Source organism: Caballeronia sp. LZ028, assembly GCF_031451415.1.
GTDB classification, from domain to species: Bacteria; Pseudomonadota; Gammaproteobacteria; order Burkholderiales; family Burkholderiaceae; genus Caballeronia; species Caballeronia zhejiangensis.
On the sequence record NZ_JARUXN010000001.1, the window covers coordinates 3,039,112 to 3,064,530 of the forward strand.

Consider the following 25,419-nt stretch of genomic DNA (forward strand, 5'->3'; position numbering starts at 1 on the left):
GCGTCAAGAAAAGTCCGAAACCCGGGCAGCTATAATCGCGTGACTGTTTTTGGTGGTGCTATGCAATCCTCTTCCCCGTCCAACCCGCCGTCCACGCCGCCCGAGAAGCCGAAAAAAGCCAAACGCCCATGGTGGGCGAGGCTCATGCTCGGATTTTTCGTCAGCGTTTTCGCGCTCGTCGTCTGCGCGGGTCTGGTGCTCGGCTACGCGCTCGTCGTTGCGATGCCGAACCTGCCGTCGCTCGAAGCGCTCACCGATTACAAGCCGAAGGTGCCGCTGCGCATCTACACGGCCGATCACGTTCTGATCGGCGAATTCGGCGAAGAGCGCCGCAGTGTCGTGCGCATTCAGGACGTGCCCGATCATCTGAAAAAAGCCGTGCTCGCCATCGAAGACGCGCGCTTTTACGATCACGGCGGCGTCGATCTCACCGGCATTCTGCGCGCGGGCTCGGTCGCCCTGACCAACGGCCACGCGTCGCAAGGCGCGAGCACGATCACGATGCAGGTCGCGCGCAATTTTTTCCTGTCGAGCGAGAAGACCTACACGCGCAAGATTTATGAAATGCTGCTCGCGTACAAGATCGAGCGCGCGTTGACGAAGGATCAGATTCTGGAGGTCTATATGAATCAGATCTATCTCGGGCAGCGCGCGTATGGTTTCGCGAGCGCGGCGCGGGTCTATTTCGGCAAGGATCTGAAGGACGTCTCGCTCGCCGAGGCGGCGATGCTCGCGGGTCTGCCGAAAGCGCCCTCGGCGTACAACCCGGTCGTCAATCCGAAGCGCGCGAAGGTGCGGCAGGAGTACATCCTGCAACGCATGCGCGAGCTGAACTTCATCACGCAGGCTGAGTACGAGCAGGCCGTGCAGCAGCCGCTCGTCGTGAAGGGACAGGGCCGCGAATTCAGCGTGCACGCCGAGTACGTCGCGGAAATGGTGCGTCAGATGCTGTACGCGCAATACCGCGAAGAAGCGTACACGCGCGGCCTGAATGTCGTGACGACGATCGATTCCGCCGACCAGGACGCCGCGTATCGCGCGGTGCGCAAGGGCCTGATGGATTACGAGCACCGGCACGGCTATCGCGGGCCGGAAGGTTACATCGATCTGCCGGCGAACGCGGATGACCGCGAGCAGGCCATCGACGATGCGCTCGCCGAGCATCCCGACAACGGCGAGATCGTCGCGGCGGTCGTGACGTCGGCGAGTCCGAAGGAAGTGAAGGCGAGCTTCATCGACGGCAACACGGCAACCATCAGCGGCAACGATCTGCGTTTCGTGCAGTTCGCGCTCTCGTCGCGCGCGCAGCCGAACTCGCGCATTCGTCCGGGCGCGATCGTGCGTCTCATGAAGGACGACGACGGCGACTGGATCATCACGCAATTGCCGCAAGTCGAAGGCGCGCTCGTGTCGATGGTGCCGCAGGACGGCGCGATCCGTGCGCTCGTCGGCGGCTTCGACTTCAACAAGAACAAGTTCAATCACGTCACGCAGGCATGGCGCCAGCCGGGATCGAGCTTCAAGCCGTTCATCTATTCGGCATCGCTCGAAAAGGGTCTCTCGCCCGCGACGATCATCAACGACGGACCGCTTTTCTTCAGCGCCGCCGAGACGGGCGGCCAGGCGTGGGAGCCGAAGAACTACGGCGGCGGCTTCGACGGCCCGATGACCATGCGCTCCGCGTTGCAGCGCTCGAAGAACATGGTGTCGATCCGCATCCTGAGTCATATCGGCACGAAGTACGCGCAGCAGTACATCACGCGCTTCGGCTTCGATGCGGACCGTCATCCCGCCTATCTGCCGATGGCGCTCGGCGCCGGCCTCGTCACACCGCTGCAAATGGCAGCCGGTTACGCGGTGTTCGCGAACGGTGGATATCGTGTGAATCCGTATCTGATCGCCGATATCACCGATCCGTACGGGCGCGTCGTGTCGCATCCGCAGCCGCTCGTCGCGCAGCAAAGCGCGCCGCTCGCGATCACGCCGCGCAACGCTTTCGTGATGAACAGCCTGTTGCAGAGCGTCGCGCAGCACGGCACGGGCGCGAAGACGAATCAACTGAAGCGCGGCGATCTGGCCGGCAAGACGGGCACGACGAACGATTCGCGCGATGCGTGGTTCGCCGGTTATCAGCGCACGCTCGTGGCGATCGCGTGGATCGGCTATGACAATCCGCGCAGCCTCGGCGACAAGGAAACGGGCGGCGGTCTCGCGCTGCCGGTGTGGATGGATTACATGGGCCGCGCGCTGAAGGGCGTGCCCGAGTACAAGCCGATGATGCCGCCCGATATCACGTCGCTCGGCAACGAGCTGTACTACGACGACATGACGCCGGGCCGCGGCTTCGTCGCAACGATCGGCGTGAGCCAGGCGCCGCCGCAGGAAGGCGTGTCAGGCGTGACTGCGCCCGCGCCCGAGGTTGGCGAGCAGGAAAAGCAGGACATCATGAATCTGTTCAAGGGGCAGTAACCCGGCCCCTGCAAAGCGAAGCGAGCGGACCGAAAGGCCGCTCGTTTTTTTTACGCCTCGATTTATGCCTTGAAGCGGATCGGCTCGCCGGCCTGCTCGCTCGAATATTTGCTCAGCGTCGCGAAGAATTCGCTGTTGTCGCGCGTGTCGCGCCAGGCGCCGTCGACGTATTTGTAGTGGAATCCGCCCGCCTTCGCCGCGAGCCAGATTTCGTGCTTCGGCGGCTGCAAGTTGACGATCACCTTCGTGCGATTCTCGAATTCCAGCGTGAGCACATTGCCGCTGCGCTCGAATTCGATGTCCGCTTCGGCGTTGTCCACCGAGCGCTCGATGGCCGTCAGCGCGGCCTCCGCCAGCGTCAGGTATTCCTGGTCTGTCATGCTAAACTCCATCGATTAAACGTATAGGGACGGTCATGCGAGTCGTTTTCAAGATGAGCGCGATTGTAGCGGCTTTGAGCATCGGCGCCGCGGCAACGCTCTCGCTCGGCGGTTGTGGGCAACGCGGTCCGCTGTATCTGCCAAGAGTGCCGCCGCTGCCGCAACGTCCCAACGACCTCCAGAATACGCCGCCTTCGAACGTCGCTCCGGACAGCGAAACGGCATCGAGACAGCCGCTCTCGCTTTCGCCCGAGACCGATCTCAAAACCAGTCCCAATGGTGCATCGGCGCCGAAAGCCGCGTCGTCCGCTTACTGATCCTCGAGCCTTAACGCCTTCCTGGCGCACTTTCGATTCCACGCATGAGTGATTCCGCATTCCACTACGTCGACGGCGTGTTGCACGTCGAAGGCGTCTCAGCCGCGTCGCTCGCGGACCAGTTCGGCACGCCGCTCTACGTCTATTCGCGCGATGCCCTCACGCGCGCCTATCACGCTTACGCCGATGCCTGCGCCGGCCGCAAGGCAACGGTGCACGTCGCGGTAAAGGCGAACAGCAATCTCGCGGTGCTCAACGTGTTCGCGCGCATGGGCGCGGGCTTCGACATCGTGTCGTCGGGCGAGCTCGCGCGCGTGCTCGCGGCCGGCGGAAAGGCGGAGAACACGGTGTTTTCGGGCGTCGGCAAGACGGCGGCCGAAATGCGCGAGGCGCTCGAAGCGGGCGTCAAGTGCTTCAACGTCGAGTCGATTCCCGAGTTGCACGCGCTCAACGAAGTCGCGAAGTCGCTCGGCAAGAAAGCGCCGGTTTCGCTGCGCGTGAATCCCGACGTCGATGCAAAAACGCATCCGTACATCTCCACCGGCCTCAAGTCGAACAAGTTCGGCGTCGCGTTCAGCGATGCGCGCGCGACGTACGCGCAAGCGCATGCCATGCCGAATCTCGATGTCGTCGGCATCGATTGCCATATCGGCTCGCAGATCACCGAAATCAGCCCGTATCTCGACGCGCTCGACAAGCTGCTCGAACTCGTCGAGCAGATCGAAGCGGACGGCATGAGCATTCGTCACGTCGATGTCGGCGGCGGTCTCGGCATCACCTACGACGACGAAACGCCGCCCGATATCGGCGTGTTCGTGAAGACGCTGCTCGATCACATCGAGAAGCGCGGCCACGGTCAGCGCGAAGTGTATTTCGAGCCGGGGCGCTCGCTCGTCGGCAACGCGGGCGTGCTGCTGACGCGCGTCGAGTTCCTGAAGCCGGGCGAGGAAAAGAACTTCGCCATCGTCGATGCCGCGATGAACGACCTCGCGCGTCCCGCGATGTACGAGGCGTTTCATCGCATCGTGCCGGTCGTGAAGCGCGACGAGAAAGCGCATACATACGATGTCGTCGGTCCGGTATGCGAAAGCGGCGACTGGCTCGGACGCGATCGCGAGCTGTCCATCGCGCCCGGCGATCTGCTCGCGATCTGCTCGGCGGGCGCGTACGGCTTCGTGATGAGCTCAAACTACAACACGCGTCCGCGCGCCGCCGAAATCATGGTCGATGGGGAACGCGCGCGGCTCGTGCGCGAGCGTGAGGAAGTGAAGCGGCTGTTCGCCGGCGAATCGATTCTGCCGGACTGAAGCGCCGCGCTTCGAACGAAAAAGCGATGCCCTGACAAGCATCGCTTTTTTTATGCGCGTCGCGCTTTGAGCCAGGCGATCACGCGCCAGCCGAGCAGCACGATCACGATCGAGCCGTATATCTTCGGCAGTTCGAGATCGTGTTTGCCCGCCTTCATCCACCAGAAATGCAGGATCGCGAGCGCGGCGATCAGATAGATCGCGCGATGCAAGGTCTGCCAGCGACGGCCGAGCTTGCGCACCATCGCTTTCGGCGATGTGACCGCGAGCGGAATCAGCAGCACGAACGCCGCGAAACCGACCGTGATGAACGGCCGCTTGCCGATGTCCTTCAGCATCGCGGCGACATCGAACCATTTGTCGAACCAGATGTACGTCGTGAAGTGCAGTACGGCGAAGAAGAACGAGAAGAGACCGATCATCCGGCGAAAGCGCGCGAGCGCCGTCACGCCCGTCAGGCGGCGCACGGGCGTGATCGCGAGCGTGATGCACAGATACACGAGCGTCCAGAGGCCGGTCGAGCGCGTGATGAATTCGATCGGATTCGCGCCCAGGCCGCCCGTCGCGCCGAGCAGCACGAGACGTGCGAGCGGAAACAGCATCGCGACGAACACGACGATCTTGACCGGAACGATCCATCGCGGTCCCGTCGCGACGCGCGCGCTTTTGATCTGGGAAGCGGACGACATCGTTCAGAAGTTCTTCTTCAGATCCATGCCGGCATACATCGACGCGACCTGATCGCCGTAGCCGTTGAACATGAGCGTCTTGCGTTTCGGCTGAAAGAAACCGTCCTCGCCGATGCGCCGCTCGGTCGCCTGACTCCAGCGCGGATGATCGACATTCGGATTCACGTTCGAAAAGAAGCCGTATTCGCTCGGCGCGTAGAGATTCCAGCTCGTTGGCGGCTGTTTCTCGACAAAGCGGATTTTCACCAGCGATTTCGCGCTCTTGAAACCGTACTTCCACGGCACGACGACACGCACCGGCGCGCCGTTCTGGTTCGGCAGCACTTCGCCGTACAAGCCGACGGTCAGCAGCGTGAGCGGATTCATCGCCTCGTCCATGCGCAGACCTTCGGAATACGGCCATTCGAGGATCGGCGTCGAAAGTCCCGGCATCTGCGACGGATCGGCCAGCGTGATGAACTGCACGTACTTCGCGTTGCCCGTCGGCTCGGCGCGCTTGATGAGCTCCGACAACGACACGCCGATCCACGGAATCACCATCGACCAGCCTTCGACGCAGCGCAGCCGGTACACGCGTTCCTCGAGCGGCGCGAGCTTGAGAATGTCGTCGATGTCGTAGACCTTCGGATTCTTGATCGCGCCCTCGACGGACACTTTCCACGGCCGCGGACGCAGCGTGCCGGCGTGGGCGGCGGGATCGTCCTTGTCGGTGCCGAACTCGTAGAAGTTGTTGTAGCTCGTGATGTCCTTGAACGGCGTCGGCTTGTCGAGCGCGACGAACTTCGGGTTGGTCGTCGCGGCCAGCTTCTGGCCTTTGGCGTCGGGCGATGTCAGCGTCGCGTGGGCGAGGCCGCTCGCGCCGGCGAGTCCTGTCGCGGCGAGCGCGCCGAGCGAACGAAGCGTGCGCCGGCGATTCTCGAACACGTCGCGCGGCGTGATTTCGTGACTCGCAATGTCATCGCCGTACAGATTACGGCCTTGTTTGATCCACATGAAGCGTGACTCCTTCCGTTCATTCTTGTACGGAGAAAACAGCAGATTGGATGCCAGTATTCCACCGCAAAACGAAAAAAAACCGCCAGCGCTCGTCACGCATGGCGGTCTTTTTCGATTCGACGCTGCCGATCAGAGCTTGCCGTAACTATGCAAGCCCGAAAGGAACATGTTGACGCCGAGGAACGCGAAGGTCGTGACGATCAGGCCCGTCAGCGCCCACCATGCGGCGGCGGCGCCGCGCAGGCCTTTCATCAGGCGCATGTGCAGCCACGCGGCGTAGTTCAGCCAGACGATCAGCGCCCAGGTTTCCTTCGGATCCCAGCTCCAGTAGCCGCCCCACGCTTCCGCCGCCCACAGCGCGCCGAGGATCGTCGCGATGGTGAAGAACGCGAAGCCGACGGCGATCGACTTGTACATCACGTCGTCGAGCACTTCGAGCGACGGAAGGCGGTCCGCCATGAAACCGCGCTGCTTCGCGAGATACGCGACGGAGACCATCGCCGAGAGCGCGAAGCTGCCATAGCCGATGAAGTTCGCCGGAACGTGGATCTTCATCCACCAGCTTTGCAGCGCGGGGACGAGCGGCTGAATCTGCTGTGCATCGCGCGCGATCGAATACCACATCAGGAAACCGACCGCCGCGCTGATCACGAGCAGCACGAACGCGCCCATCGCGCGCGTCGAGTAATGCTGCTCGTAGTAGAGATAAAACAGCGACGTGATGAGGCAGAACAACACGAAGACTTCGTACAGATTCGAAATCGGAATATGGCCGACGTCCGAGCCGATCATGTAGGACTCGTACCAGCGCACCATCAGGCCGGTGAAGCCCATCAGCACCGCGACCCACGTCATGCGCGAGCCGATCGCGCCGCCCGTCTGCGAGCGCGTCGCAAGGCCGATCCAGTAGAAGAGCGTCGCGAGGATGAAGAGCGCGCTCATCCACAAGATCGCGGACTGGCTCGACAGGAAGTACTTGAGGAAGAAGTTCGTGTCGGCGCGAGCGAGGTCGTGCTGATAGAGCTGGATGGAGAAAAGCGACAACACCGCGATCAACGCGATCAGCAGGCGTACCGGTTTCCAGCGCCAACCGAGCACGACGAACGTCGGTACGGCGCCGACCAGCACGGCCGTGTCGTACACGTCCATGTACGCGTGATAGCGGTTCAGCGCGAAACCCGCGCCCGCGACCATCGCGAGGGCGAAGAGCCAGTCGATCAGCGTGAGCCTGCGCAGGAACGGACGATCGTCGAACTCGGCGACATCGGGAAGCCCCGATGCCGGACGTTCCGTCTTGGCGGAGGCGTGGGAGGAAGTCTGTGTGAGGTCCATGATCTTACCGTGTTGAAACTTCCGAGCTCGGGGTCTCGGTTTGCGAATGCCGGTGCGCGTTTTGCGCCGGGGACGGATCGGCCGGTACTTCCGGCTTCACGCCGAGCGCCGCTGCGATCTGCGCGCGCGTACGCACGAACTCTTTCTCGAAATCGAACGTGCGGCGGGCAGTGGACATCGCCATCAGCACGCTCGCGCCGCCCTGGCCCGTATCTTTGAGCCAGAACCAGAGCCGGCGTTCGCGCACGTAAAACATCGCGAAAATGCCGACGACCAGCAGAAGGCTGCCAAGATACACCAGATTTTTACCCGGCGCGCGCGTCAACTGGAATACCGAAGCTTGCACCTGCCTGAAGTTGTCCAGTTGCAGAAAGACCGGCGAACCGTACAGAAAGCTGTCGGAAAGCGCGTTGATGGACGATTGCACGAACGCGGCGTTCTTATCGTCCACTTTAGCCGCGGGCTGGCCGTTTTGCTCTCGGGAAATCTGCCATACGTCCCACATCGCCCCTTCGAGCATCCTCATCAGCAGGCCGGCGGCTTTCTCCTGCTCGCCCTTCGGCACCGATTTGTCGATAAACATCGCGATGCTCTGGAAACCGCCAATCATCTGCGGATTCGTCGTCGCCTTGCCGGTTTCATCGGCGCCTGCGAAAAGATTCAGCACGCGGACGGCGCTTTCCTCCAGATGTTTCTGCAGTTCACCGTTTTCCTGCGGCACCGAACGCAACGCGAAACGATGCGCGGCTTCGGCGCGCGTCGCCGGCGTCGCGAGCGCGGCGCGCAGGTCCATCCACTGTTTGACGGTGCCCTGATCGTCGGCGGGAATGCGCAGATAGCGGAACGGATCGTTCGGGCTCAGGCGCATGCCCGCGAGGAACATACGCTGGCCGCTCACGTCCACGGGCACCATGTAGTTGCTGTATTCGCGCGCCTGGCCGTCCGTGCCGCGCACCTTGTATTGCACCGACGGGCCGATATTGCGCAGATCCGTCGGTCTCGACGTTTTGGCGCCTGAGCCGAGGCGCTCGTCGAATGCATCGCGCAGCGTTTCCTTCTTGCCGACGCCGCGCGCGTCGGGCGCGCCGCTGCCGTCGGTCATGTTCTCGACGTTGATCGCGCGGAAATCCGTGAACTCGACCGTCTCGCCCTGCGCGCCCGCGAACTGCGCGCCGATGGGCGCCGTGCCGCCGATCGTCCCGCTGAACGGCGCGGTCTTCGCGCTGCCGCCGGTCATCGGCCAGGCGGTCATTTCGAGTTTCGAGCCGCCGTCCTGAAAGCTCGATTGATAGATCGAAATGCCGTCGTAGGTGAACGGCTTGTTCACTTCGATGCGCGCCGGAATGCGCTTGCCTGTCTTGTGATCGATCACGACGATATCGCTCGCGAAGAGCTTCGGCATGCCGGTCGAGTAGTAATCGACGATGAACTTATTGAGCTGAATCGAGAACGGCAGGTCCTGAATGATCGAGCCGTCTTGCTGATTGAGTATCGCCGTGCCGACGAACTGCCCTTCGGGCACCCATGCGTAGCCGCGGAAAGTCGGATTCGACGTTGAAAGACGATGCTCGCGCGGAATGTCGTTGATGACGGCGTTGCTGTTGATCGGCGTCTTGTTGAACATCCACATCTGCAGCTTGATGGGCAGATTGCTGTCCAGCAGACCGCCGATACAGATCACGACGATCGCCAGATGCGCCGAGATATAGCCGATCTTGGTCATCGCGCCGCGCTTGGCGGTGATGAGCGTCGCGCCGTTGTCGGTCTCGCGCGTCTTGAAGCGGTAGCCCATCTTCGCGGACAGGCGTTCGAGCGTCGCGGCGGTCTGCGCGCGATCGGCCGTGACCGTGAACTCGCCCTTGTGATGGAACGCGCGCAGCCCGCCTTCGTGCACGCGATCCTTCCAGCTCTTGATGTCCGCGATCATCTTCGGGCTGTTTCGGATCACGCACAGCGACACCGAGATTACGAGGAAAATCAGGATCAGCATGAACCACCATGCGCTGTACACGGTGTAGATGCTCAAGCCACGGAAGATGTCCGCCCAGAACGGGCCGAATTGATTGACGTAGTTCGGATACGGATCGTCCTGCGTAAGCACCGTGCCGATGATGCTCGCGATCGCCAGAATGACCAGCAATGCGATGGCGAAGCGCATCGAACTGACGAGTTCGACGAAATGCCTGATGGCCCGACGGCTCGACTTCGACTGCAAACCCGATGTGGTGACGCTCATTCAAACTCCGGCTGGACAGCAAAAAAGGGTGGAGACGCTGGCGGTCTTTGTCGACCGACGTCCCACCCTTTTCTTGTTTTCGCGCCGGTCTTCTCGGATAGTCCGGGACCGGCTTCGTAGTATGGGCGATTCTCCGTCTCTGCATGGAGAACCGCTGGACGCTGACTGCTATGCGTTCAATGCAAACCGGCGATGTAGTCGGCGACCGCCTTCATCTCCGCTTCGTTCAGGCGCGAGGAAATCTGGTGCATCGGCTCGCTGTTGTTGCGTTGTCCCGATGCGAAGGCGTTCAACTGCGCCACTGTGTAATCGCCCCACTGCCACGACAGCCGCGGATACTGCACCGGAATGCCCATGCCCGTCGCGCCGTGGCACGCCGCACACGCCGGCACGCCCTTGTCCGCGATGCCGCCGCGGTAGATCTTCTGGCCCAACGCGACGTCGTTCTTGTCGCGCGCGTAATTGGGCTTTGCCTTCTGCGACGCGAAGTACGCCGCGACGTTCACCATGTCCTGATCCGATAGCGCGCCCGCGATGCCCGCCATGATCGGATTGTTGCGCGCCGGTGCCTTTGCACCCGGCTGCGTCTTGTAATCCTTCAACTGCTTGACGATGTACTCGGCGTGCTGCCCCGCGAGCCGCGGAAATGCCGCGCCGGCGCTGTTGCCGTCTGCCGCGTGACACGCCGCGCACACCTGAGTCGCGATAGCCTGGCCTCGCGTCACATCCGGCTTGGCCGGTTGCGCGGGCTCCGCCGCACTCACTGACGTCGATACCGCCAGACCACTCAAACCTGCACCGAAAGCCGCCGCTGCCCGAATCACCACCAGAGACCTGTACAGTCGGTTCATTCGCGTACCCTGTTTTTCGTCTTGTGAGAATGTGAGGTTCTGCAAAAAACGACGGCGACCGATCATCGCCGCAAGATACCCGAACTCGCTGAACGAAGAGGCCCAAAAGTACGCCTCTGAAAACTGTCTCGCTCCTTGTGGGTGCCGCCTGCGGCTTGGGTCTTGCGTGCCCGCTGATCTTTAAAAATCCGTCGTATTGTACAATAACCCGCTATACGCAAAGACGCCAGTCGGGGCATGCCCAGTATTTGCCGGGTTCTCAAGGCTTCGGTTTTCGCAGCGCTTTCGATTGGACCCGCCCATGTCATTCCTGCTTCATCAATCCCGCTTCTTCACCACCGTCAACCATCTGCGCGATCTGCCGCCGACGCCGCAACCCGAAATCGCATTTGCGGGGCGCTCGAACGCCGGTAAATCGACGGCGATCAACATCCTCTGCAATCAGAAGCGGCTTGCTTTCGCGAGTAAAACGCCGGGGCGCACGCAGCATATCAACTACTTCTCCGTCGGTCCGGAAGCCGCGCCGGTCGGCTATCTCGTCGACCTTCCCGGATACGGTTACGCCGAAGTGCCGGGCGCCGCGAAGGAACATTGGCAGCGGCTGCTTTCGACGTACCTGCAAAGCCGCGCGCAACTGTGCGGCATGATCCTGATGATGGATTCGCGCCGGCCGCTCACCGACCTCGATCGCATCATGATCGACTGGTTCGCGCCGACCGGAAAACCGATTCACGCGCTGCTCACCAAATGCGACAAATTGACGCGACAGGAGATGACGAACGCCCTGCGTGCGACCAAGAAATCCTTCGCCGAATATAAAGACGCGGGCTATCGCGGCGAACTTACGGCGCAGCTCTTTTCGGCGCTCAAACGGACGGGCATCGACGAGGCTCACGAACAGATCGAAAGCTGGCTGATACCGGAAGAAGCCGGCGAAAACGCGTCAGAAGACGCAGCCGAGTGAGCGCGGCGCGTGCGCGCCGGCATAAAAAAACCCGCCGCATAACGGCGGGTTAATAGCCTAATCGAATAACGACAGGCACCCGCTCAGGGAGGAGAAGCGGGGAGTCCGGCGGCAAGCGCCTCGCTCGATCGGTATGATATACCATTGTCTCAAAGCGGTTTCAGACGCAGCCAAGTGCTTGTTCGGCAAGGGTTTAGGCGTCTCGGAACACGTTTTCGACCTCCCCTGAAGACCACCCAAATTCGAGTCGAAATATGAGCTTCTATCCTCACCATCGCCCGCGCCGGATGCGCCGCGATGACTTCTCGCGCCGTCTGATGCGCGAAAACATCCTCACGACGAACGACCTCATCTATCCCGTGTTCATCGTCGAAGGTACGAATGTGCGGCAGGCCGTGCCGTCGATGCCCGGCGTCGAGCGCACGTCCGTCGATTTGCTGATGAAAGTCGCCGAGCAATGCGTCGAACTTGGCGTGCCGGTGCTGTCGCTGTTCCCGGCGATCGAACCGTCGATCAAGACGCCCGATGGCCGCGAAGCCACGAATCCGGACGGTCTCATTCCGCGCGCCGTGCGCGAGCTGAAAAAGAACTTCCCGATGCTCGGCGTGCTGACCGACGTCGCGCTCGATCCGTACACGAGCCACGGCCAGGACGGCGTGCTCGACGAAGAAGGCTACGTGAAGAACGACGAAACGAGCGAAATTCTCGTCGAGCAGGCGCGCACCCAAGCTGAAGCGGGCGTGGATATCGTCGCGCCGTCGGACATGATGGACGGGCGCATCGGCGCGATCCGCGAGATGCTCGAAAGCGAAAGCCACATCCACACGCGCATCATGGCGTATGCGGCGAAGTACGCGTCGGCATTCTACGGCCCGTTCCGTGACGCCGTCGGTTCCGCAGCGAATCTCGGCAAGAGCAACAAGATGACGTATCAGATGGACCCGGCCAACTCCGACGAAGCGATGCGCGAAGTGCGCATGGACATCGAGGAAGGCGCGGACATGGTGATGGTCAAGCCGGGCATGCCGTACCTCGACATCGTGCGGCGCGTGAAGGACGAGTTCCGCTTCCCGACGTACGCGTATCAGGTGAGCGGCGAGTACGCGATGATCAAGGCGGCCGCGCAGAACGGCTGGATCGATCACGACAAGGTCATGATGGAAGCGCTGCTCGCGTTCAAGCGCGCGGGCGCGGACGGCGTGCTGACGTACTTCGCGCTGGATGCGGCGCGGATCATTCGCGCTTCCGTGTAAGCGCCAAAAGGGCGATGCGAGTGCATCGCCCTTTTTTTATCCGTTCAGTTTATCGAGACTCTTCAGGAACGTATCCGCCGATTCATACCCGACCACGCGCGCGACTTCGTTGCCCTGCGCATCGAAGAAGATGATTCCCGGCGGCCCGAAAAGCTTGAAGCGCTTGAGGAGAATTTGATCGTTCGTGTTGTTGGCGGTCACGTCCGCGCGCAGAAGATTCAGTTGCGCGAGGCGCGCTTGCACACGGGCGTCGGAGAAAGTCAGCTTCTCCATTTCCTTGCACGACACGCACCAGTCCGCGTAGAAATCGAGCATCGCGGGACGCGCCGCCGCTTTGACCGCCGAGTCCAGTTCCGCCGATGAACGCACCGGCGCGAAGATCAGGCCCTGCGATCGCGCATTCGCCGACGGCTCGCTGCGGGAAGCCAGCACGGCAAGCGGGCGCAGCGGATCTGTCGAACCCGCCGCCAATCCGACGAGCAGCGTCGCCGCCCAGATCGCGAATGCCGCTCCGAGCCCGCGCCCGAGCCGCTTCCACACACCGACAGGCGCCGCCGCGCCCGACGAGAACAATCCGAGCGATGCCGCCGCGATCAGCAGCCATAGCGCCGCGAGCAGCATCTGCGCAACGCCGCCGATGACCGGCCAGACGATCCACAGCGCGGCCGCGAGCAGCACGACGCCGAAGAAGACCTTCACGCCGTCCATCCACGCACCGGCGCGCGGCAGAACCGAACCCGCGCCGAGCCCGATGACGAGCAGCGGCACGCCCAGTCCGATGCCCATTGCGAAGAGCGCGGCGCCGCCGAGCGCAGCGTTGCCGGTGTGCGCGATGAACGCGAGCACCGCGAAAAGTGGCGCAGTCATGCACGCGCCGACCACGAGCGCGGACAGCGCGCCCATCGCCGCGACTGCCGCGAACTTGCCGCCGCTGCGCTTCTGCGATGCTTCGTTGACGCCCGCTTGCCAGCGCGCGGGCAGCGCGATATCGACGCCCGAGATCAACGCGATGGCGAACGCCGCGAGCAGCAGGCCGAACGCGCCGAGCACCCACGGGTTCTGCAGCCACGCGCCGAGGCTTTGTCCGATCAACGCGGCAGCGACGCCGAGCGCGGTATAGACGAGCGCCATGCCGATCACGTACGAAACCGACAATGCGAATCCGCGCGAACGCGTCACACGCGCGCCTTCGCCGACGATGATCGCGGACAGAATCGGGATCATCGGATACGAGCATGGCAGGAGGCTCAGCACCATGCCGGCAAGGAAATAGAGTCCGACGACTGTGAAGAATCCGCCGCCCTCGAGCATCGATTGCGCGTAGTCGGCGCTGGTCGCGCGCTCGAACCAGGTGTCGCCGGTGTTTGCGCTCGTCGTCGCGGTCGGTGCCGCGCCCGCGGGCTGGAGCGCGTCGCCGCGCACACGATAGGCCTTCTCCATCGGCGGATAGCAGATGCCGCCATCCGCGCAACCCTGCGACGTCACCGCGAGCTCGAACGGCCCGTTCGCTTTCGTCACCGGAATACGGATGATCAGTTCGCCGCGATACGTCTCGACGTCCTTGTTGAACGTCTGATCGAAATGAACTTTGCCCGCCGGAAGTTGCGCCGCGCCGATGGTCGCGTCGCCGCTCTTCACCGCGAACGCGAAACGCTCACGGTACATGTAGTAGCCGTCGGCGATCTTGTAGCGCACGTCCACTTCGCCCGGCTTTTCGGATGCGCTGAATTTGAACGCGACGTCGGGCTCGAGGAAATCGTCGGCTGCGCGCGCGGCGCCCGACAGCAGCGCGAACGCCGCCAGGAAGAGAAACGCGCCGAAAAGTCGCCGCGTGACAAGGCGAGAAAACTCAAACATGAAGAGGACGCTGCGTTTCTGCGTTGAGCCACTGGCCGTATCCCGGCGATGCATCGACCTGCCAGACGAGGATTTCGGGCGTTTCATACGGATGTCGAGCCTCGACGAAGCGCTGCAATTCTGCGCTGCGCGCGACGCTCGTCTTGAACAACAACTGCACTTCCTGCGACGACTCCAGCACGCCCCTCCAGTGATATTGCGACGACACGGCGCCGAGATTCGTCACGCACGCCGCGAGCCGCGCGTCCAGCGCCGCTTGCGCGAGCGCATCGGCTGCGGCGGCGTCGGGCAGCGTGGACAGCATCAAAACGACGGGGACGTTCACTCGGCGTGCTCCGAGAGGTTAATTGCGTATCGTAGCATCGGCGGCTGACACTCACTTTTACGCCTCGGCGCGCTGAAATGTCGCAGCCAGAAAGCAAAAAGGCCAAGCTCTAAGCCTGGCCTTTCTGGTAACAACCGAAAACGGGATTTATTCCGCTTCTTGCACTTCTTCCGTCTCTTCGACTTCCGGGCGATCCATCAGTTGGACCAGCGCCATCGGGGCGTTATCGCCGACGCGGAAACCGAACTTCAGGATGCTCAGGTAGCCGCCCGGGCGGTTCGCGTAGCGCGGGCCGAGGACGTCGAACAGCTTCGCGACGGAATCACGATCGCGCAGGCGGTTGAACGCCAGACGACGGTTCGCGAGCGACGGCTTCTTGCCCAGCGTGATGAGGGGCTCGACGACCTTGCGCAGTTCCTTGGCCTTCGGCAGCGTCGTCTTGATGACTTCGTGCTCGATCAGCGAGTTCGACATATTGCGGAGCATTGCCAGACGATGGCTGCTCGTGCGGTTCAGTTTCCGCAGACCATGCTTATGACGCATTTCAGTTCCTTTAACGAGTTTTGATCCAGCTCTTCTATCGCACCCTAATTTGGGTGCACGGGCCGGTCAGGTAAAAGCAAGACGCGGATTTTAAAGCAAAATCCGCGTCTTTGCCAAGTTACGCGACTGCGTTTGGTATTACTTGTCCAACCCGGCCGGCGGCCAGTTTTCGAGCTTCATACCGAGCGTCAGACCGCGCGAAGCCAGCACTTCCTTGATTTCGTTCAGCGACTTGCGGCCGAGGTTCGGCGTCTTCAGCAGCTCGTTTTCCGTGCGCTGGATCAGGTCGCCGATGTAGTAGATGTTCTCGGCCTTCAGGCAGTTCGCCGAGCGAACCGTGAGTTCGAGATCGTCCACCGGACGCAGCAAGATCGGGTCGATCTGCGGTGCGCGCGACGGTGCTTCTGCTGCCGCTTCCGTGCCTTCCAGTGCGGCGAACACCGACAACTGATCGACCAGAATGCGAGCCGACTGCCGGATCGCTTCTTCCGGCGAAATCACGCCGTTGGTCTCGATGTTCATCACGAGCTTGTCGAGGTCGGTGCGCTGTTCGACACGTGCGCTTTCGACGGCGTAGCTCACGCGGCGAACCGGCGAGAACGACGCGTCCAGCACGATGCGGCCGATGATCTTGGCCGACTCTTCGCCATAGCGACGCACGTTGCCCGGCACGTAGCCGCGGCCCTTTTCGATCTTGATCTGAACGTCGAGCTTGCCGCCCTTCGACAGGTGAGCGATCACGTGTTCCGGATTGATGACCTCGCAGTCGTGCGCGAGTTCGATATCGCCGGCCGTGACAACGCCTTCGCCTTCCTTGCGCAGCGTCACCGTGACTTCGTCGCGGTTGTGCAGCTTGAAGACGACACCCTTCAGGTTCAACAGCAGGTTGACCACATCCTCTTGCACACCATCGAGCGTCGAGTATTCGTGCACGACGCCTGCGATCGTCACTTCGGTCGGCGCGTAGCCGATCATCGACGACAGCAGCACGCGCCGAAGCGCGTTACCCAAGGTGTGGCCATAGCCGCGTTCGAACGGCTCCATAACCACTTTCGCATGGTTCTCACCAAGCGATTCAACTGCAATGATCTTGGGCTTCAACAAACTGGTTTGCATAGGTTTTCCTTTTCAATACCCTCGGCTCGTTACACCGATAAGGCTGACCGGTGACAACCTGAAAATAAACAGCCGAGGCCACCTCTTGCCACGAGCAATCAGGCTCCCCGGCTGTCCATCCATTACCGCCGCGATTAACGCGAATACAATTCGACGATCAGGCTTTCGTTGATGTCGCCGGCGATGTCGCTACGCTCGGGCATCGACTTGAACGTGCCTTCGAACTTCTTCTCGTCGACCGACACCCAGCTCGGCATGCCGCCTTGCTGCGCCAGCGAGAGAGCTTCGACGATACGAGCCTGCTTGCGCGACTGCTCGCGCACGGACACGACGTCGCCCGACTTCACTTGCAGCGACGGGATGTTCGCGACTTGGCCGTTCACCATGATCGCCTTGTGGCTTACGAGCTGACGTGCTTCAGCGCGCGTCGAGCCGAAGCCCATGCGATACACGACGTTGTCGAGACGCGACTCGAGCAATTGCAGCAGGTTTTCGCCCGTCGGGCCCTTGCGGCGGTCGGCTTCAGCGAAGTAGCGGCGGAACTGACGCTCCAGCACACCGTAGATACGCTTCACTTTCTGCTTTTCGCGCAACTGGGTACCGTAGTCGGACGTACGCGCGCCCGAGGTGCGGCCGTGCTGGCCGGGCTTGCTGTCGAGCTTGCACTTGTCGGCGAGGGAGCGGCGTGCGCTCTTCAGGAACAGATCAGTGCCTTCACGGCGGGACAGCTTTGCTTTGGGACCGGTATAGCGTGCCACGTTGCATCCTTAAATATTGATCACGCAAACTTCCGTTGAACTTCAGTCTGCGCTAGTCCGAACCCTTTGGGCCGAACGGTGGGCTTAGTCAAAACTTACTAACGCACGAAACCCGCCGATACTCGCGCATCGACAGGCAACATGCGGTTGCGTCGACGTATTAGATACGACGGCGCTTCGGCGGACGGCAGCCGTTGTGCGGGACCGGCGTCACGTCGGAGATCGCGGTGATCTTGATGCCAAGACCATGCAACGCGCGCACCGCCGATTCGCGGCCAGGACCGGGGCCCTTGATCCGCACTTCGAGGTTCTTCACGCCGTATTCCATTGCCACGCGACCAGCCGATTCGGCTGCGACCTGAGCTGCGAAGGGCGTCGACTTACGCGAGCCCTTGAAGCCCTGACCACCCGAGGTCGCCCATGCCAGCGCGTTACCTTGACGGTCGGTGATCGTGATAATGGTGTTGTTGAACGACGCGTGAACGTGAACCACGCCCTCGGCGACGTTCTTCTTGACCTTCTTGCGAACGCGTTGCGCCGCGGAGTTGTTCGAAGCCTTAGCCATTACGTTTTCCTGTAACTGTCAGTTCCGCTTACTTCTTCAGCGATTGCGCTGCACGACGCGGACCCTTGCGCGTACGGGCATTCGTGCGCGTACGCTGGCCACGCAGGGGCAGGCCCTTGCGATGGCGCATGCCGCGGTAGCAACCCAAGTCCATCAGGCGCTTGATGTTCATCGTCACTTCACGGCGCAGGTCGCCTTCGACGATGAACTTGCCCACTTCGTCACGCAGCTTTTCGAGGTCTGCGTCGGTAAGGTCTTTGACCTTCTTCGAAAATTCCACGCCAGCAGCGGTGCAGATGCCACGCGAACGCGTGCGGCCGATGCCGAAGATTGCCGTCAGGCCGATCTCGGTATGCTGGTGATTCGGGATGTTAACCCCTGCGATACGAGCCATTGTTTTTCCTCAAACAAAAAGCGCAAGCAAAAGCGCGGCGTTCAGCCTTGACGCTGTTTGTGGCGCGGATCAGAGCTGCAAATCACGCGCACAACGCCCTTGCGCTTGATGATCTTGCAATTGCGGCAAATGCGCTTAACCGATGCCATCACTTTCATGATATTACCCTTTTTTCAAATCACTTCGCCCGGAACACGATCCGCGCACGAGACAGATCGTAAGGCGTCAATTCAACCGTAACCTTGTCGCCCGGCAGGATGCGGATGTAGTGCATCCGCATCTTTCCGGAAATATGTCCCAGGACGACATGGCCATTTTCCAATTTCACCCGGAAAGTAGCGTTGGGAAGGTTTTCGATGACCTCACCCTGCATCTGGATAACATCGTCTTTGGCCATAGTCCTTATTAACGCATCGGGACGTTGCCACCCTTGAAGTTTGCCTTCTTGAGCAGCGATTCATATTGTTGCGACATAACGTACGACTGCACCTGAGCCATGAAGTCCATCGTGACGACGACAATGATCAGCAGCGACGTTCCACCAAAATAAAACGGCACGTTCCAGCGCAACACCAGAAACTCAGGCAGCAGGCACACGAATACGATGTAGATCGCACCAGCCAGCGTAAGACGCGTGAGGATGCGGTCGATATATCGTGCAGTCTGATCGCCCGGACGGATACCCGGAACGAAAGCACCGCTCTTCTTCAAGTTGTCGGCGGTCTCCCGGCTGTTGAACACCAATGCGGTGTAGAAGAAGCAGAAGAAGACGATCGCCAACGCATACAGCAGCACGTACACGGGTTGACCGGGCTTCAGCGCCTCGGCCACGTTGTGCAGCGTGTTCGCGAACCAGTTGGTGCGCGTACCCGAACTGAACCAGTTCAGGATGGTTGCCGGGAAGAGGATGATCGACGACGCGAAGATCGGCGGAATCACACCCGACATGTTCAACTTCAGCGGCAGATGAGACGACTGTCCGCCGTAAATCTTGTTACCGACCTGGCGCTTCGCATAGTTCACGAGGATCTTGCGCTGACCGCGTTCGATGAACACGACCAGATACGTGACCGCCGCGATCAAGACCACGATGATGATCGCCGAGATGATGCTCATCGAACCGGTGCGAACCAGCTCGAACAGACCACCGATCGCGTTCGGGAAACCCGCTGCGATACCACCGAAGATGATGATCGAGATGCCGTTGCCGAGACCGCGCTCCGTGATCTGCTCACCGAGCCACATCAGGAACATCGTGCCCGTCACGAGCGTGACGACCGTCGTCAGCCGGAACACCATGCCGGGGTCCAGCACCAGAGCCGGCTGGTTTTCCAGCGCGACCGCGATACCGAACGCCTGGAAGGTCGCCAGAACCACCGTGAAGATACGCGTGTACTGCGTGATCTTACGCTGTCCCGCCTGCCCTTCCTTCTTCAGCGCCTCCATCTGCGGCGACACGATCGACAGCAACTGCATGATGATCGACGCCGAAATGTAGGGCATGATGCCCAGCGCAAAGATCGTGAACCGCGACAGTGCGCCACCCGAGAACATGTTGAACATGCCAAGGATGCCGCCCGACTGGCTCTGGAACAGCTTCGCCAGTTGATCCGGATCGATGCCGGGCACCGGAATATGCGCCCCAATGCGGTAGACGATCAGCGCAAGCAGCAGGAACACTGCACGCCGGCGCAGATCGCCGAATTTCGCCGCGCTTCGACCGGTTTTTGCGAGACTCGGGCTGTTAGCCAAGTACCTTCTCCGATGCTAGTGCTAGTAACGGCGAAAGCGCGTTACTCGGCGAAAGAGCCGCCAGCGGCTTCGATTGCCTCACGGGCGCCCTTCGTTGCCGTCAGGCCCTTCACCGTGACCTTGCGCGTGATCTCGCCGGTCTTGATGATCTTCGCGCTCTTGATGAGCTCGCCGACCAGACCCGCTTGCTTCAACGCCAACAGATCGATTTCGTCGACCGGCAGCTTCTCGAGATCAGCCAGGCGCACTTCACCGACGAATTCCTTCGTCAGCGAGGTGAAGCCGCGCTTCGGCAGACGACGCTGCAGAGGCATCTGACCGCCTTCGAAGCCGACCTTGTGAAAGCCGCCCGAACGCGATTTCTGACCCTTGTGGCCGCGGCCAGCGGTCTTGCCGAGGCCCGAACCGATACCGCGACCGACGCGACGCTTAGCGTGCTTCGCGCCTTCCGCCGGCTTCAGGTTATTCAATTCCATGTTCAACTCCTTGGATCCGTAGGTCGCGCTTAGGCGATGACCTTAACGAGGTACGAGACCTTGTTGATCATCCCGCGCACTGCCGGCGTGTCCTGCAGCTCGGAAACCGAGTTCAGGCGACGCAGGCCGAGGCCACGCACCGTTGCGCGGTGCGATCCGCGGGTCCCGATCAGGCTCTTGACGAGCTGAACCTTGACAGTTTTTTCAGACATGGTGACCACCTTAGCCCAGAATGTCTTCGACGGACTTACCACGCTTCGCAGCGATGTCTGCCGGGGTCGACTGCTTGCGCAGGCCGTCCAGCGTCGCACGAACGAGGTTGTACGGGTTCGTCGAACCGTGGCTCTTGGCCACAACGTTTTGAACGCCCATCACGTCGAACACTGCGCGCATCGGGCCGCCAGCGATCACGCCGGTACCGTCCTTCGCCGGAGCGAGGAGAACCGCCGATGCGCCGTGCTTGCCGTGCACTTCGTGTTGCAGCGTGCCGTTCTTCAGGGGCACCTTGAACATGTTGCGGCGGGCCTGCTCCATTGCCTTTTGAACGGCAACCGGAACTTCCTTGGCCTTGCCCTTGCCCATGCCGATCCGGCCGTCACCGTCGCCAACCACGGTCAGTGCGGCGAAGCCGAGAATACGGCCACCCTTCACGACCTTGGTCACGCGGTTGACCGAAATCATCTTTTCGCGCAGGCCGTCGTCGCGTTCGTCAGCCTGAACTTTCGCTTGCATCTTTGCCATGACGAATTCTTCCCTTAGAACTTGAGCCCGGCTTCACGCGCCGCATCAGCCAGCGCCTTCACGCGGCCGTGGTAGCGGAAACCCGAGCGGTCAAAGGCGACGGATTCGATGCCGGCAGCCTTGGCCTTTTCGGCGATACGCTTGCCGATCAAGGTCGCGGCGTTGACGTTGCCGCCCTTGCCCGACTTGTCGGCCAGTTCAGCGCGCACTTCAGCTTCCAGCGTCGAGGCGCTTGCCACGACCTTCGTGCCGCATGCCGAGAACACTTGCGCGTAGATATGCGTATTCGTGCGATGCACGGCCAGACGCGGAACCTGCAGCTCAGCGATCTTGATACGCGTCTGACGAGCGCGGCGCAGGCGAGATTGAGTCTTATCCATGATTGCGCACCCTTACTTCTTCTTCGTTTCTTTGAGGATCACGACCTCGTCGGAATAGCGCACGCCCTTGCCCTTGTACGGCTCGGGCGGACGATAGCCGCGCACTTCTGCTGCGGTCTGTCCGACTTTCTGCTTGTCGATCCCCTTGATCACGATTTCGGTCTGCGACGGGGTTTCAGCCTTGACGCCTTCCGGCATCTGGTGCACCACGGGGTGCGAGAAACCCAGCGACAGGTTCAGCTTGTCGCCTTGCGCTTGCGCACGATAACCGACGCCAACCAGCGTCAGCTTGCGCTCGAAACCCTTGGTGACGCCTTGCACCATGTTCGCCAGGAGGGCGCGCATCGTGCCGGACATCGCGTTCGCTTCGCGGCTTTCATCCGTCGGAGCCAGCTTCAACGTGCCGTCTTCGTTCGTCACGGCAACCAGCTTGTTGACCGGTTGCGAGATCGTGCCGAGCGGACCCTTCACGGTGATGACGTCGCTCTTGATGGCCACTTCCGCGCCTTGCAGCGCGATCGGGCTTTTACCTACTCGAGACATGTTTCTTCTCCTTAGGCGTTAAGCGACGTAGCAGATGACTTCGCCGCCGACGCCGTTCTGGCGCGCCTTGCGGTCGGTCATCACACCCTTCGGCGTCGACACGATTGCAACGCCCAGGCCGTTCATCACGGTCGGGATGTCATTGCGACCGCGGTACACGCGCAGACCGGGCTTCGATACGCGCTCGAGGCGCTCGATAACCGGACGGCCAGCGTAGTACTTCAACGCGATGTTCAATTCCGTCTTCGCACCTTCCGACTTGACTGCGAAGTCGTCGATATAACCTTCGTCCTTCAAAACCTGCGCAATCGCAACCTTGACTTTCGACGAGGGCATAGTCACCGAAACCTTCTCGACCATCTGCGCATTGCGGATGCGAGTCAGCATATCGGCGATAGGATCACTCATGCTCATTTATGTTTCTCCTATTACCAGCTCGCCTTGGTCAGGCCAGGGATTTCGCCGCGGAAAGCGATTTCACGAATCTTGCCGCGTGCGAGTCCGAACTTGCGGAACGTGCCACGCGGACGACCCGTGATCGCGCAGCGGTTACGCTTGCGAGTGGGGTTCGAGTTACGCGGCAGTTGTTGCAGTGCCAGACGCGCGAGGTAACGCTCTTCGTCCGACTTGCTTGCGTCGTCGATCACAGCCTTCAGCTCAGCACGCTTCGGAGCGTACTTGGCTGCCAGGCGCGCGCGCTTCTTTTCACGTTCGATCAGTGCCAGTTTAGCCACGGTAACCTCAGTTTCTGAACGGGAACTTGAAGCCGGCGAGCAATGCCTTTGCTTCTTCGTCGGTCTTCGCGGTGGTCGTGATGCTGATGTTCAGCCCACGCAGCGCGTCGATCTTGTCGTAGTCGATTTCGGGGAAAATGATTTGCTCTTTCACACCGATGTTGTAGTTACCACGGCCGTCGAACGCCTTGCCCGACACACCGCGGAAGTCGCGCACGCGAGGCAGCGCAACCGTCACGAAACGGTCCAGGAATTCGTACATGGCATTGCCACGCAGGGTGACCATCGTGCCAATCGGGTAGCCTTCGCGGATCTTGAAACCAGCGATTGCCTTGCGCGACTTGGTGATGACGGGCTTTTGGCCCGCGATCTTCGTGAGGTCACCAACGGCGTGCTCAAGCACCTTCTTGTCAGCGACGGCTTCGCCAAGCCCCATATTCAGGGTGATCTTGGTGAGGCGCGGCACTTCCATAATCGACTTGTAGCCGAACTTTTCAACCAGTTCCGGCACAACCTTTTCTTTGTAAATCTCTTGCAGACGAGCCATTTTTTAACTCCGCGTCAGGCGTTAAGCGTGGCGCCGGTCGACTTCAAGAAGCGAACCTTCTTGCCGTCTTCGACCTTGATGCCCACACGCGATGCCTTGCCATTCGCGTCGACCAATGCGACGTTCGAAATATGCAGCGGCATCGTTTTGGCTTCCACACCGCCCGTCGTACCCTTCATCGGGTTCGGCTTCACGTGCTTCTTGACGAGGTTGATGCCCTCGACGGTGACACGGTCGTCCGCAACGGCCAGCACGGTGCCGCGCTTGCCCTTGTCCTTGCCGGTGGTGACGATGACTTCGTCACCCTTGCGAATCTTGTTCATCGCGACTCCTTACAGCACTTCCGGAGCGAGCGAAACGATCTTCATGAATCGTTCGCTACGCAGTTCACGCGTAACCGGCCCGAAAATACGCGTGCCGATCGGCTCGAGCTTCGTGTTCAGCAGAACGGCGGCATTGCCGTCGAACTTGATGAGCGAGCCATCCTGGCGACGCACGCCCTTGGCCGTACGAACGACCACGGCGTTGTAGATTTCGCCCTTTTTCACGCGTCCGCGCGGCGTCGCTTCCTTGACGGTCACCTTGATGATGTCGCCAATGCTTGCGTAACGACGCTTCGAGCCGCCGAGCACCTTGATGCACATGACTTCACGCGCACCCGTGTTGTCGGCCACTTCAAGCCGAGTTTCGGTCTGGATCATGGTTTATCTTTCCCAACTTAATCCGATTGCACCACCATGGCACAGCCGGTCAGTCTTGGTCCCGTCAGCCAAATGGCTGCTTGGGTTAGAACAGGCAGCAACGGCAGACGAAACCCGCCATCGCAATCCGGTGAATCTGTCGACTCAGGCTAGCGCCCGAACCGGCTTCCCCCACCAATTTCGCCCGCGACGGGGCTCCCACAAAGAGGGAAGACCGAGATTATAACAAATAATCCCGGTCTTGCAAGCGAAACTTACTGCGATACAACTACTTACAGCATCGCGGCACTACAACTTCAGCTTTAGATCACGCGAGCCGCTTCAACCAGCTTCGACACAACCCAAGCCTTCGTCTTCGAAATCGGACGAGTTTCCTGGATTTCGACGAGATCGCCTTCGTTGTACGTGTTCGCGTCGTCATGCGCGTGGTACTTCTTCGAACGCACGACGTACTTGCCGTAGATCGGATGCTTCACGCGGTGCTCGACCAGCACGGTGACCGTCTTGTCCATCTTGTTGCTGACGACCTTGCCGACCAGCGTCCGCTTGAGCGAGGTTTTTACGCTATCGTTCATTTCTGGTTCGCCTTCTCGGTCATGACGGTACGCACGCGTGCGATGTCGCGACGGACCTTCTTCAGCTGGCTCGTGTTCGTGAGCTGCTGGGTCGCGAGCTGCATACGCAAGCCAAATTGCGCCTTGAGCAGATCCGACAGCTCCTTGTTGAGCGCGGCCTGGTCTTTTTGGCGAAGTTCAGTTGCCTTCATCATTTACTCCTTAGGCGCCGAGCTGACGGACCACGAAGTTCGTCTTGAGCGGCAGCTTGGCTGCCGCCAGACGGAACGCTTCGCGCGCCAGTTCTTCGGAGACACCGTCCATTTCGTACAGCATCTTGCCCGGTTGAATTTCAGCGACGTAGTACTCAGGGTTACCCTTACCGTTACCCATACGCACTTCGGCCGGCTTTTGCGAAATCGGCTTGTCCGGGAAGATACGGATCCAGATCCGGCCGCCACGCTTGATGTGACGCGTCATTGCACGACGCGCCGCTTCGATTTGACGCGCGGTCAAACGGCCGCGACCGATAGCCTTCAGACCGTATTCACCGAACGACACCGCGTTGCCGCGCGTCGCCTTACCGGTGTTACGACCCTTCTGCTCTTTGCGATACTTTCTGCGTTTCGGTTGCAGCAT

Annotated in this window: 34 protein-coding genes; 5 read left to right on the forward strand and 29 right to left on the reverse strand. The window is 61.0% G+C overall.

What is annotated here, in order from left to right:
- Positions 1-60 precede the first annotated feature (60 nt).
- Positions 61-2,469 carry a penicillin-binding protein 1A gene (locus tag QCE58_RS14355; protein ID WP_175983048.1) on the forward strand — a complete coding sequence of 803 codons (2,409 nt, stop codon included), beginning with the start codon at positions 61-63 and terminating at the stop codon, positions 2,467-2,469.
- A gap of 62 nt (positions 2,470-2,531) precedes the next feature.
- Here the strand turns inward: QCE58_RS14355 and cyaY are convergent, their stop codons facing one another.
- Positions 2,532-2,849, reverse strand: coding sequence for an iron donor protein CyaY (gene cyaY, locus QCE58_RS14360; protein ID WP_008344070.1), 318 nt, complete (start codon positions 2,847-2,849; stop codon positions 2,532-2,534).
- Positions 2,850-2,884: 35 nt separating this feature from the next.
- Between cyaY and lptM the strand changes: the two genes are divergently transcribed.
- Together lptM and lysA are read left to right on the forward strand one after the other, a co-directional pair.
- The gene (lptM, locus tag QCE58_RS14365; protein WP_008344068.1) at positions 2,885-3,166 is read left to right on the forward strand and encodes an LPS translocon maturation chaperone LptM; all 282 of its coding nucleotides are present in this window, start codon (positions 2,885-2,887) and stop codon (positions 3,164-3,166) included.
- 44 nt (positions 3,167-3,210) lie between these two features.
- Entirely contained in the window at positions 3,211-4,473 is a 1,263-nt protein-coding gene (lysA, locus tag QCE58_RS14370; RefSeq protein WP_250481693.1) for a diaminopimelate decarboxylase, read from the forward strand.
- Positions 4,474-4,523: 50 nt separating this feature from the next.
- Here the strand turns inward: lysA and msrQ are convergent, their stop codons facing one another.
- The 5 genes from msrQ to QCE58_RS14395 form a co-directional block, all read right to left on the reverse strand.
- Entirely contained in the window at positions 4,524-5,162 is a 639-nt protein-coding gene (msrQ, locus tag QCE58_RS14375) for a protein-methionine-sulfoxide reductase heme-binding subunit MsrQ (RefSeq protein WP_250481694.1), read from the reverse strand.
- Between the two features lie 3 nt (positions 5,163-5,165).
- The gene (gene msrP / locus QCE58_RS14380) at positions 5,166-6,155 is read right to left on the reverse strand and encodes a protein-methionine-sulfoxide reductase catalytic subunit MsrP (RefSeq protein WP_175983045.1); all 990 of its coding nucleotides are present in this window, start codon (positions 6,153-6,155) and stop codon (positions 5,166-5,168) included.
- Positions 6,156-6,287: 132 nt separating this feature from the next.
- Positions 6,288-7,490: a c-type cytochrome biogenesis protein CcsB gene (gene ccsB / locus QCE58_RS14385; RefSeq protein WP_008344060.1), complete on the reverse strand. Its 1,203-nt coding sequence runs from the start codon at positions 7,488-7,490 to the stop codon at positions 6,288-6,290.
- Between the two features lie 4 nt (positions 7,491-7,494).
- Positions 7,495-9,726 carry a cytochrome c biogenesis protein ResB gene (locus QCE58_RS14390; protein WP_250435271.1) on the reverse strand — a complete coding sequence of 744 codons (2,232 nt, stop codon included), beginning with the start codon at positions 9,724-9,726 and terminating at the stop codon, positions 7,495-7,497.
- Positions 9,727-9,902: 176 nt separating this feature from the next.
- Complete coding sequence (locus QCE58_RS14395; protein ID WP_033536975.1) at positions 9,903-10,577, reverse strand: cytochrome c; 675 nt, start codon at positions 10,575-10,577, stop codon at positions 9,903-9,905.
- A gap of 301 nt (positions 10,578-10,878) precedes the next feature.
- Between QCE58_RS14395 and yihA the strand changes: the two genes are divergently transcribed.
- Together yihA and hemB are read left to right on the forward strand one after the other, a co-directional pair.
- Positions 10,879-11,541 carry a ribosome biogenesis GTP-binding protein YihA/YsxC gene (gene yihA, locus QCE58_RS14400; protein WP_008344055.1) on the forward strand — a complete coding sequence of 221 codons (663 nt, stop codon included), beginning with the start codon at positions 10,879-10,881 and terminating at the stop codon, positions 11,539-11,541.
- A gap of 254 nt (positions 11,542-11,795) precedes the next feature.
- A complete protein-coding gene (gene hemB / locus QCE58_RS14405; protein ID WP_008344053.1) occupies positions 11,796-12,794 on the forward strand; it encodes a porphobilinogen synthase in 999 nt (332 codons plus the stop codon).
- Positions 12,795-12,830: 36 nt separating this feature from the next.
- Here hemB and dsbD read toward each other — a convergent pair whose 3' ends face one another.
- The 23 genes from dsbD to rplP form a co-directional block, all read right to left on the reverse strand.
- Complete coding sequence (dsbD, locus tag QCE58_RS14410) at positions 12,831-14,651, reverse strand: protein-disulfide reductase DsbD (RefSeq protein ID WP_008344051.1); 1,821 nt, start codon at positions 14,649-14,651, stop codon at positions 12,831-12,833.
- Positions 14,644-14,976: a divalent-cation tolerance protein CutA gene (gene cutA / locus QCE58_RS14415; RefSeq protein WP_250480724.1), complete on the reverse strand. Its 333-nt coding sequence runs from the start codon at positions 14,974-14,976 to the stop codon at positions 14,644-14,646. The genes dsbD and cutA overlap by 8 nt, the downstream gene beginning before the upstream one ends.
- 147 nt (positions 14,977-15,123) lie before the next feature.
- The gene (gene rplQ, locus QCE58_RS14420; RefSeq protein WP_008344047.1) at positions 15,124-15,519 is read right to left on the reverse strand and encodes a 50S ribosomal protein L17; all 396 of its coding nucleotides are present in this window, start codon (positions 15,517-15,519) and stop codon (positions 15,124-15,126) included.
- Positions 15,520-15,657: 138 nt separating this feature from the next.
- Complete coding sequence (locus QCE58_RS14425; protein WP_008344045.1) at positions 15,658-16,635, reverse strand: DNA-directed RNA polymerase subunit alpha; 978 nt, start codon at positions 16,633-16,635, stop codon at positions 15,658-15,660.
- A gap of 134 nt (positions 16,636-16,769) precedes the next feature.
- Positions 16,770-17,393 (reverse strand): 30S ribosomal protein S4, encoded by a 624-nt coding sequence (gene rpsD / locus QCE58_RS14430; RefSeq protein WP_008344042.1) that lies wholly within the window; start codon positions 17,391-17,393, stop codon positions 16,770-16,772.
- A 160-nt stretch (positions 17,394-17,553) separates the two neighbouring features.
- Positions 17,554-17,958, reverse strand: a complete 405-nt coding sequence (gene rpsK, locus QCE58_RS14435) for a 30S ribosomal protein S11 (protein WP_006052224.1) — start codon at positions 17,956-17,958, stop codon at positions 17,554-17,556.
- Positions 17,959-17,986: 28 nt separating this feature from the next.
- Positions 17,987-18,352, reverse strand: coding sequence for a 30S ribosomal protein S13 (gene rpsM, locus QCE58_RS14440; protein ID WP_008344037.1), 366 nt, complete (start codon positions 18,350-18,352; stop codon positions 17,987-17,989).
- Between the two features lie 41 nt (positions 18,353-18,393).
- Positions 18,394-18,510: a 50S ribosomal protein L36 gene (gene rpmJ, locus QCE58_RS14445; RefSeq protein ID WP_004199844.1), complete on the reverse strand. Its 117-nt coding sequence runs from the start codon at positions 18,508-18,510 to the stop codon at positions 18,394-18,396.
- A 20-nt stretch (positions 18,511-18,530) separates the two neighbouring features.
- Positions 18,531-18,749 (reverse strand): translation initiation factor IF-1, encoded by a 219-nt coding sequence (gene infA / locus QCE58_RS14450; RefSeq protein ID WP_004521905.1) that lies wholly within the window; start codon positions 18,747-18,749, stop codon positions 18,531-18,533.
- Positions 18,750-18,757: 8 nt separating this feature from the next.
- Positions 18,758-20,104 (reverse strand): preprotein translocase subunit SecY, encoded by a 1,347-nt coding sequence (gene secY, locus QCE58_RS14455; protein WP_008343935.1) that lies wholly within the window; start codon positions 20,102-20,104, stop codon positions 18,758-18,760.
- A gap of 41 nt (positions 20,105-20,145) precedes the next feature.
- Positions 20,146-20,580 carry a 50S ribosomal protein L15 gene (gene rplO, locus QCE58_RS14460; protein ID WP_008343934.1) on the reverse strand — a complete coding sequence of 145 codons (435 nt, stop codon included), beginning with the start codon at positions 20,578-20,580 and terminating at the stop codon, positions 20,146-20,148.
- A 29-nt stretch (positions 20,581-20,609) separates the two neighbouring features.
- Positions 20,610-20,792: a 50S ribosomal protein L30 gene (rpmD, locus tag QCE58_RS14465; protein ID WP_250481695.1), complete on the reverse strand. Its 183-nt coding sequence runs from the start codon at positions 20,790-20,792 to the stop codon at positions 20,610-20,612.
- A 10-nt stretch (positions 20,793-20,802) separates the two neighbouring features.
- A complete protein-coding gene (gene rpsE / locus QCE58_RS14470; protein WP_008343875.1) occupies positions 20,803-21,321 on the reverse strand; it encodes a 30S ribosomal protein S5 in 519 nt (172 codons plus the stop codon).
- 14 nt (positions 21,322-21,335) lie between these two features.
- Entirely contained in the window at positions 21,336-21,701 is a 366-nt protein-coding gene (gene rplR, locus QCE58_RS14475; protein ID WP_008343872.1) for a 50S ribosomal protein L18, read from the reverse strand.
- Positions 21,702-21,713: 12 nt separating this feature from the next.
- Positions 21,714-22,244, reverse strand: coding sequence for a 50S ribosomal protein L6 (gene rplF / locus QCE58_RS14480; RefSeq protein ID WP_008343868.1), 531 nt, complete (start codon positions 22,242-22,244; stop codon positions 21,714-21,716).
- 18 nt (positions 22,245-22,262) lie between these two features.
- Positions 22,263-22,658 (reverse strand): 30S ribosomal protein S8, encoded by a 396-nt coding sequence (gene rpsH / locus QCE58_RS14485; RefSeq protein ID WP_008343866.1) that lies wholly within the window; start codon positions 22,656-22,658, stop codon positions 22,263-22,265.
- Positions 22,659-22,672: 14 nt separating this feature from the next.
- Complete coding sequence (gene rpsN, locus QCE58_RS14490; RefSeq protein ID WP_008343864.1) at positions 22,673-22,978, reverse strand: 30S ribosomal protein S14; 306 nt, start codon at positions 22,976-22,978, stop codon at positions 22,673-22,675.
- A 7-nt stretch (positions 22,979-22,985) separates the two neighbouring features.
- The gene (gene rplE, locus QCE58_RS14495) at positions 22,986-23,525 is read right to left on the reverse strand and encodes a 50S ribosomal protein L5 (protein ID WP_008343862.1); all 540 of its coding nucleotides are present in this window, start codon (positions 23,523-23,525) and stop codon (positions 22,986-22,988) included.
- 14 nt (positions 23,526-23,539) lie between these two features.
- Positions 23,540-23,848, reverse strand: a complete 309-nt coding sequence (gene rplX, locus QCE58_RS14500; RefSeq protein ID WP_008343860.1) for a 50S ribosomal protein L24 — start codon at positions 23,846-23,848, stop codon at positions 23,540-23,542.
- 9 nt (positions 23,849-23,857) lie between these two features.
- Positions 23,858-24,226, reverse strand: coding sequence for a 50S ribosomal protein L14 (rplN, locus tag QCE58_RS14505; RefSeq protein WP_006998478.1), 369 nt, complete (start codon positions 24,224-24,226; stop codon positions 23,858-23,860).
- Between the two features lie 302 nt (positions 24,227-24,528).
- Positions 24,529-24,801: a 30S ribosomal protein S17 gene (gene rpsQ / locus QCE58_RS14510; RefSeq protein WP_008343854.1), complete on the reverse strand. Its 273-nt coding sequence runs from the start codon at positions 24,799-24,801 to the stop codon at positions 24,529-24,531.
- The gene (gene rpmC / locus QCE58_RS14515; RefSeq protein WP_008343853.1) at positions 24,798-24,992 is read right to left on the reverse strand and encodes a 50S ribosomal protein L29; all 195 of its coding nucleotides are present in this window, start codon (positions 24,990-24,992) and stop codon (positions 24,798-24,800) included. Before rpmC ends, rpsQ begins: the two co-directional genes overlap by 4 nt.
- Positions 24,993-25,002: 10 nt before the next feature.
- A complete protein-coding gene (gene rplP, locus QCE58_RS14520; RefSeq protein ID WP_008343852.1) occupies positions 25,003-25,419 on the reverse strand; it encodes a 50S ribosomal protein L16 in 417 nt (138 codons plus the stop codon).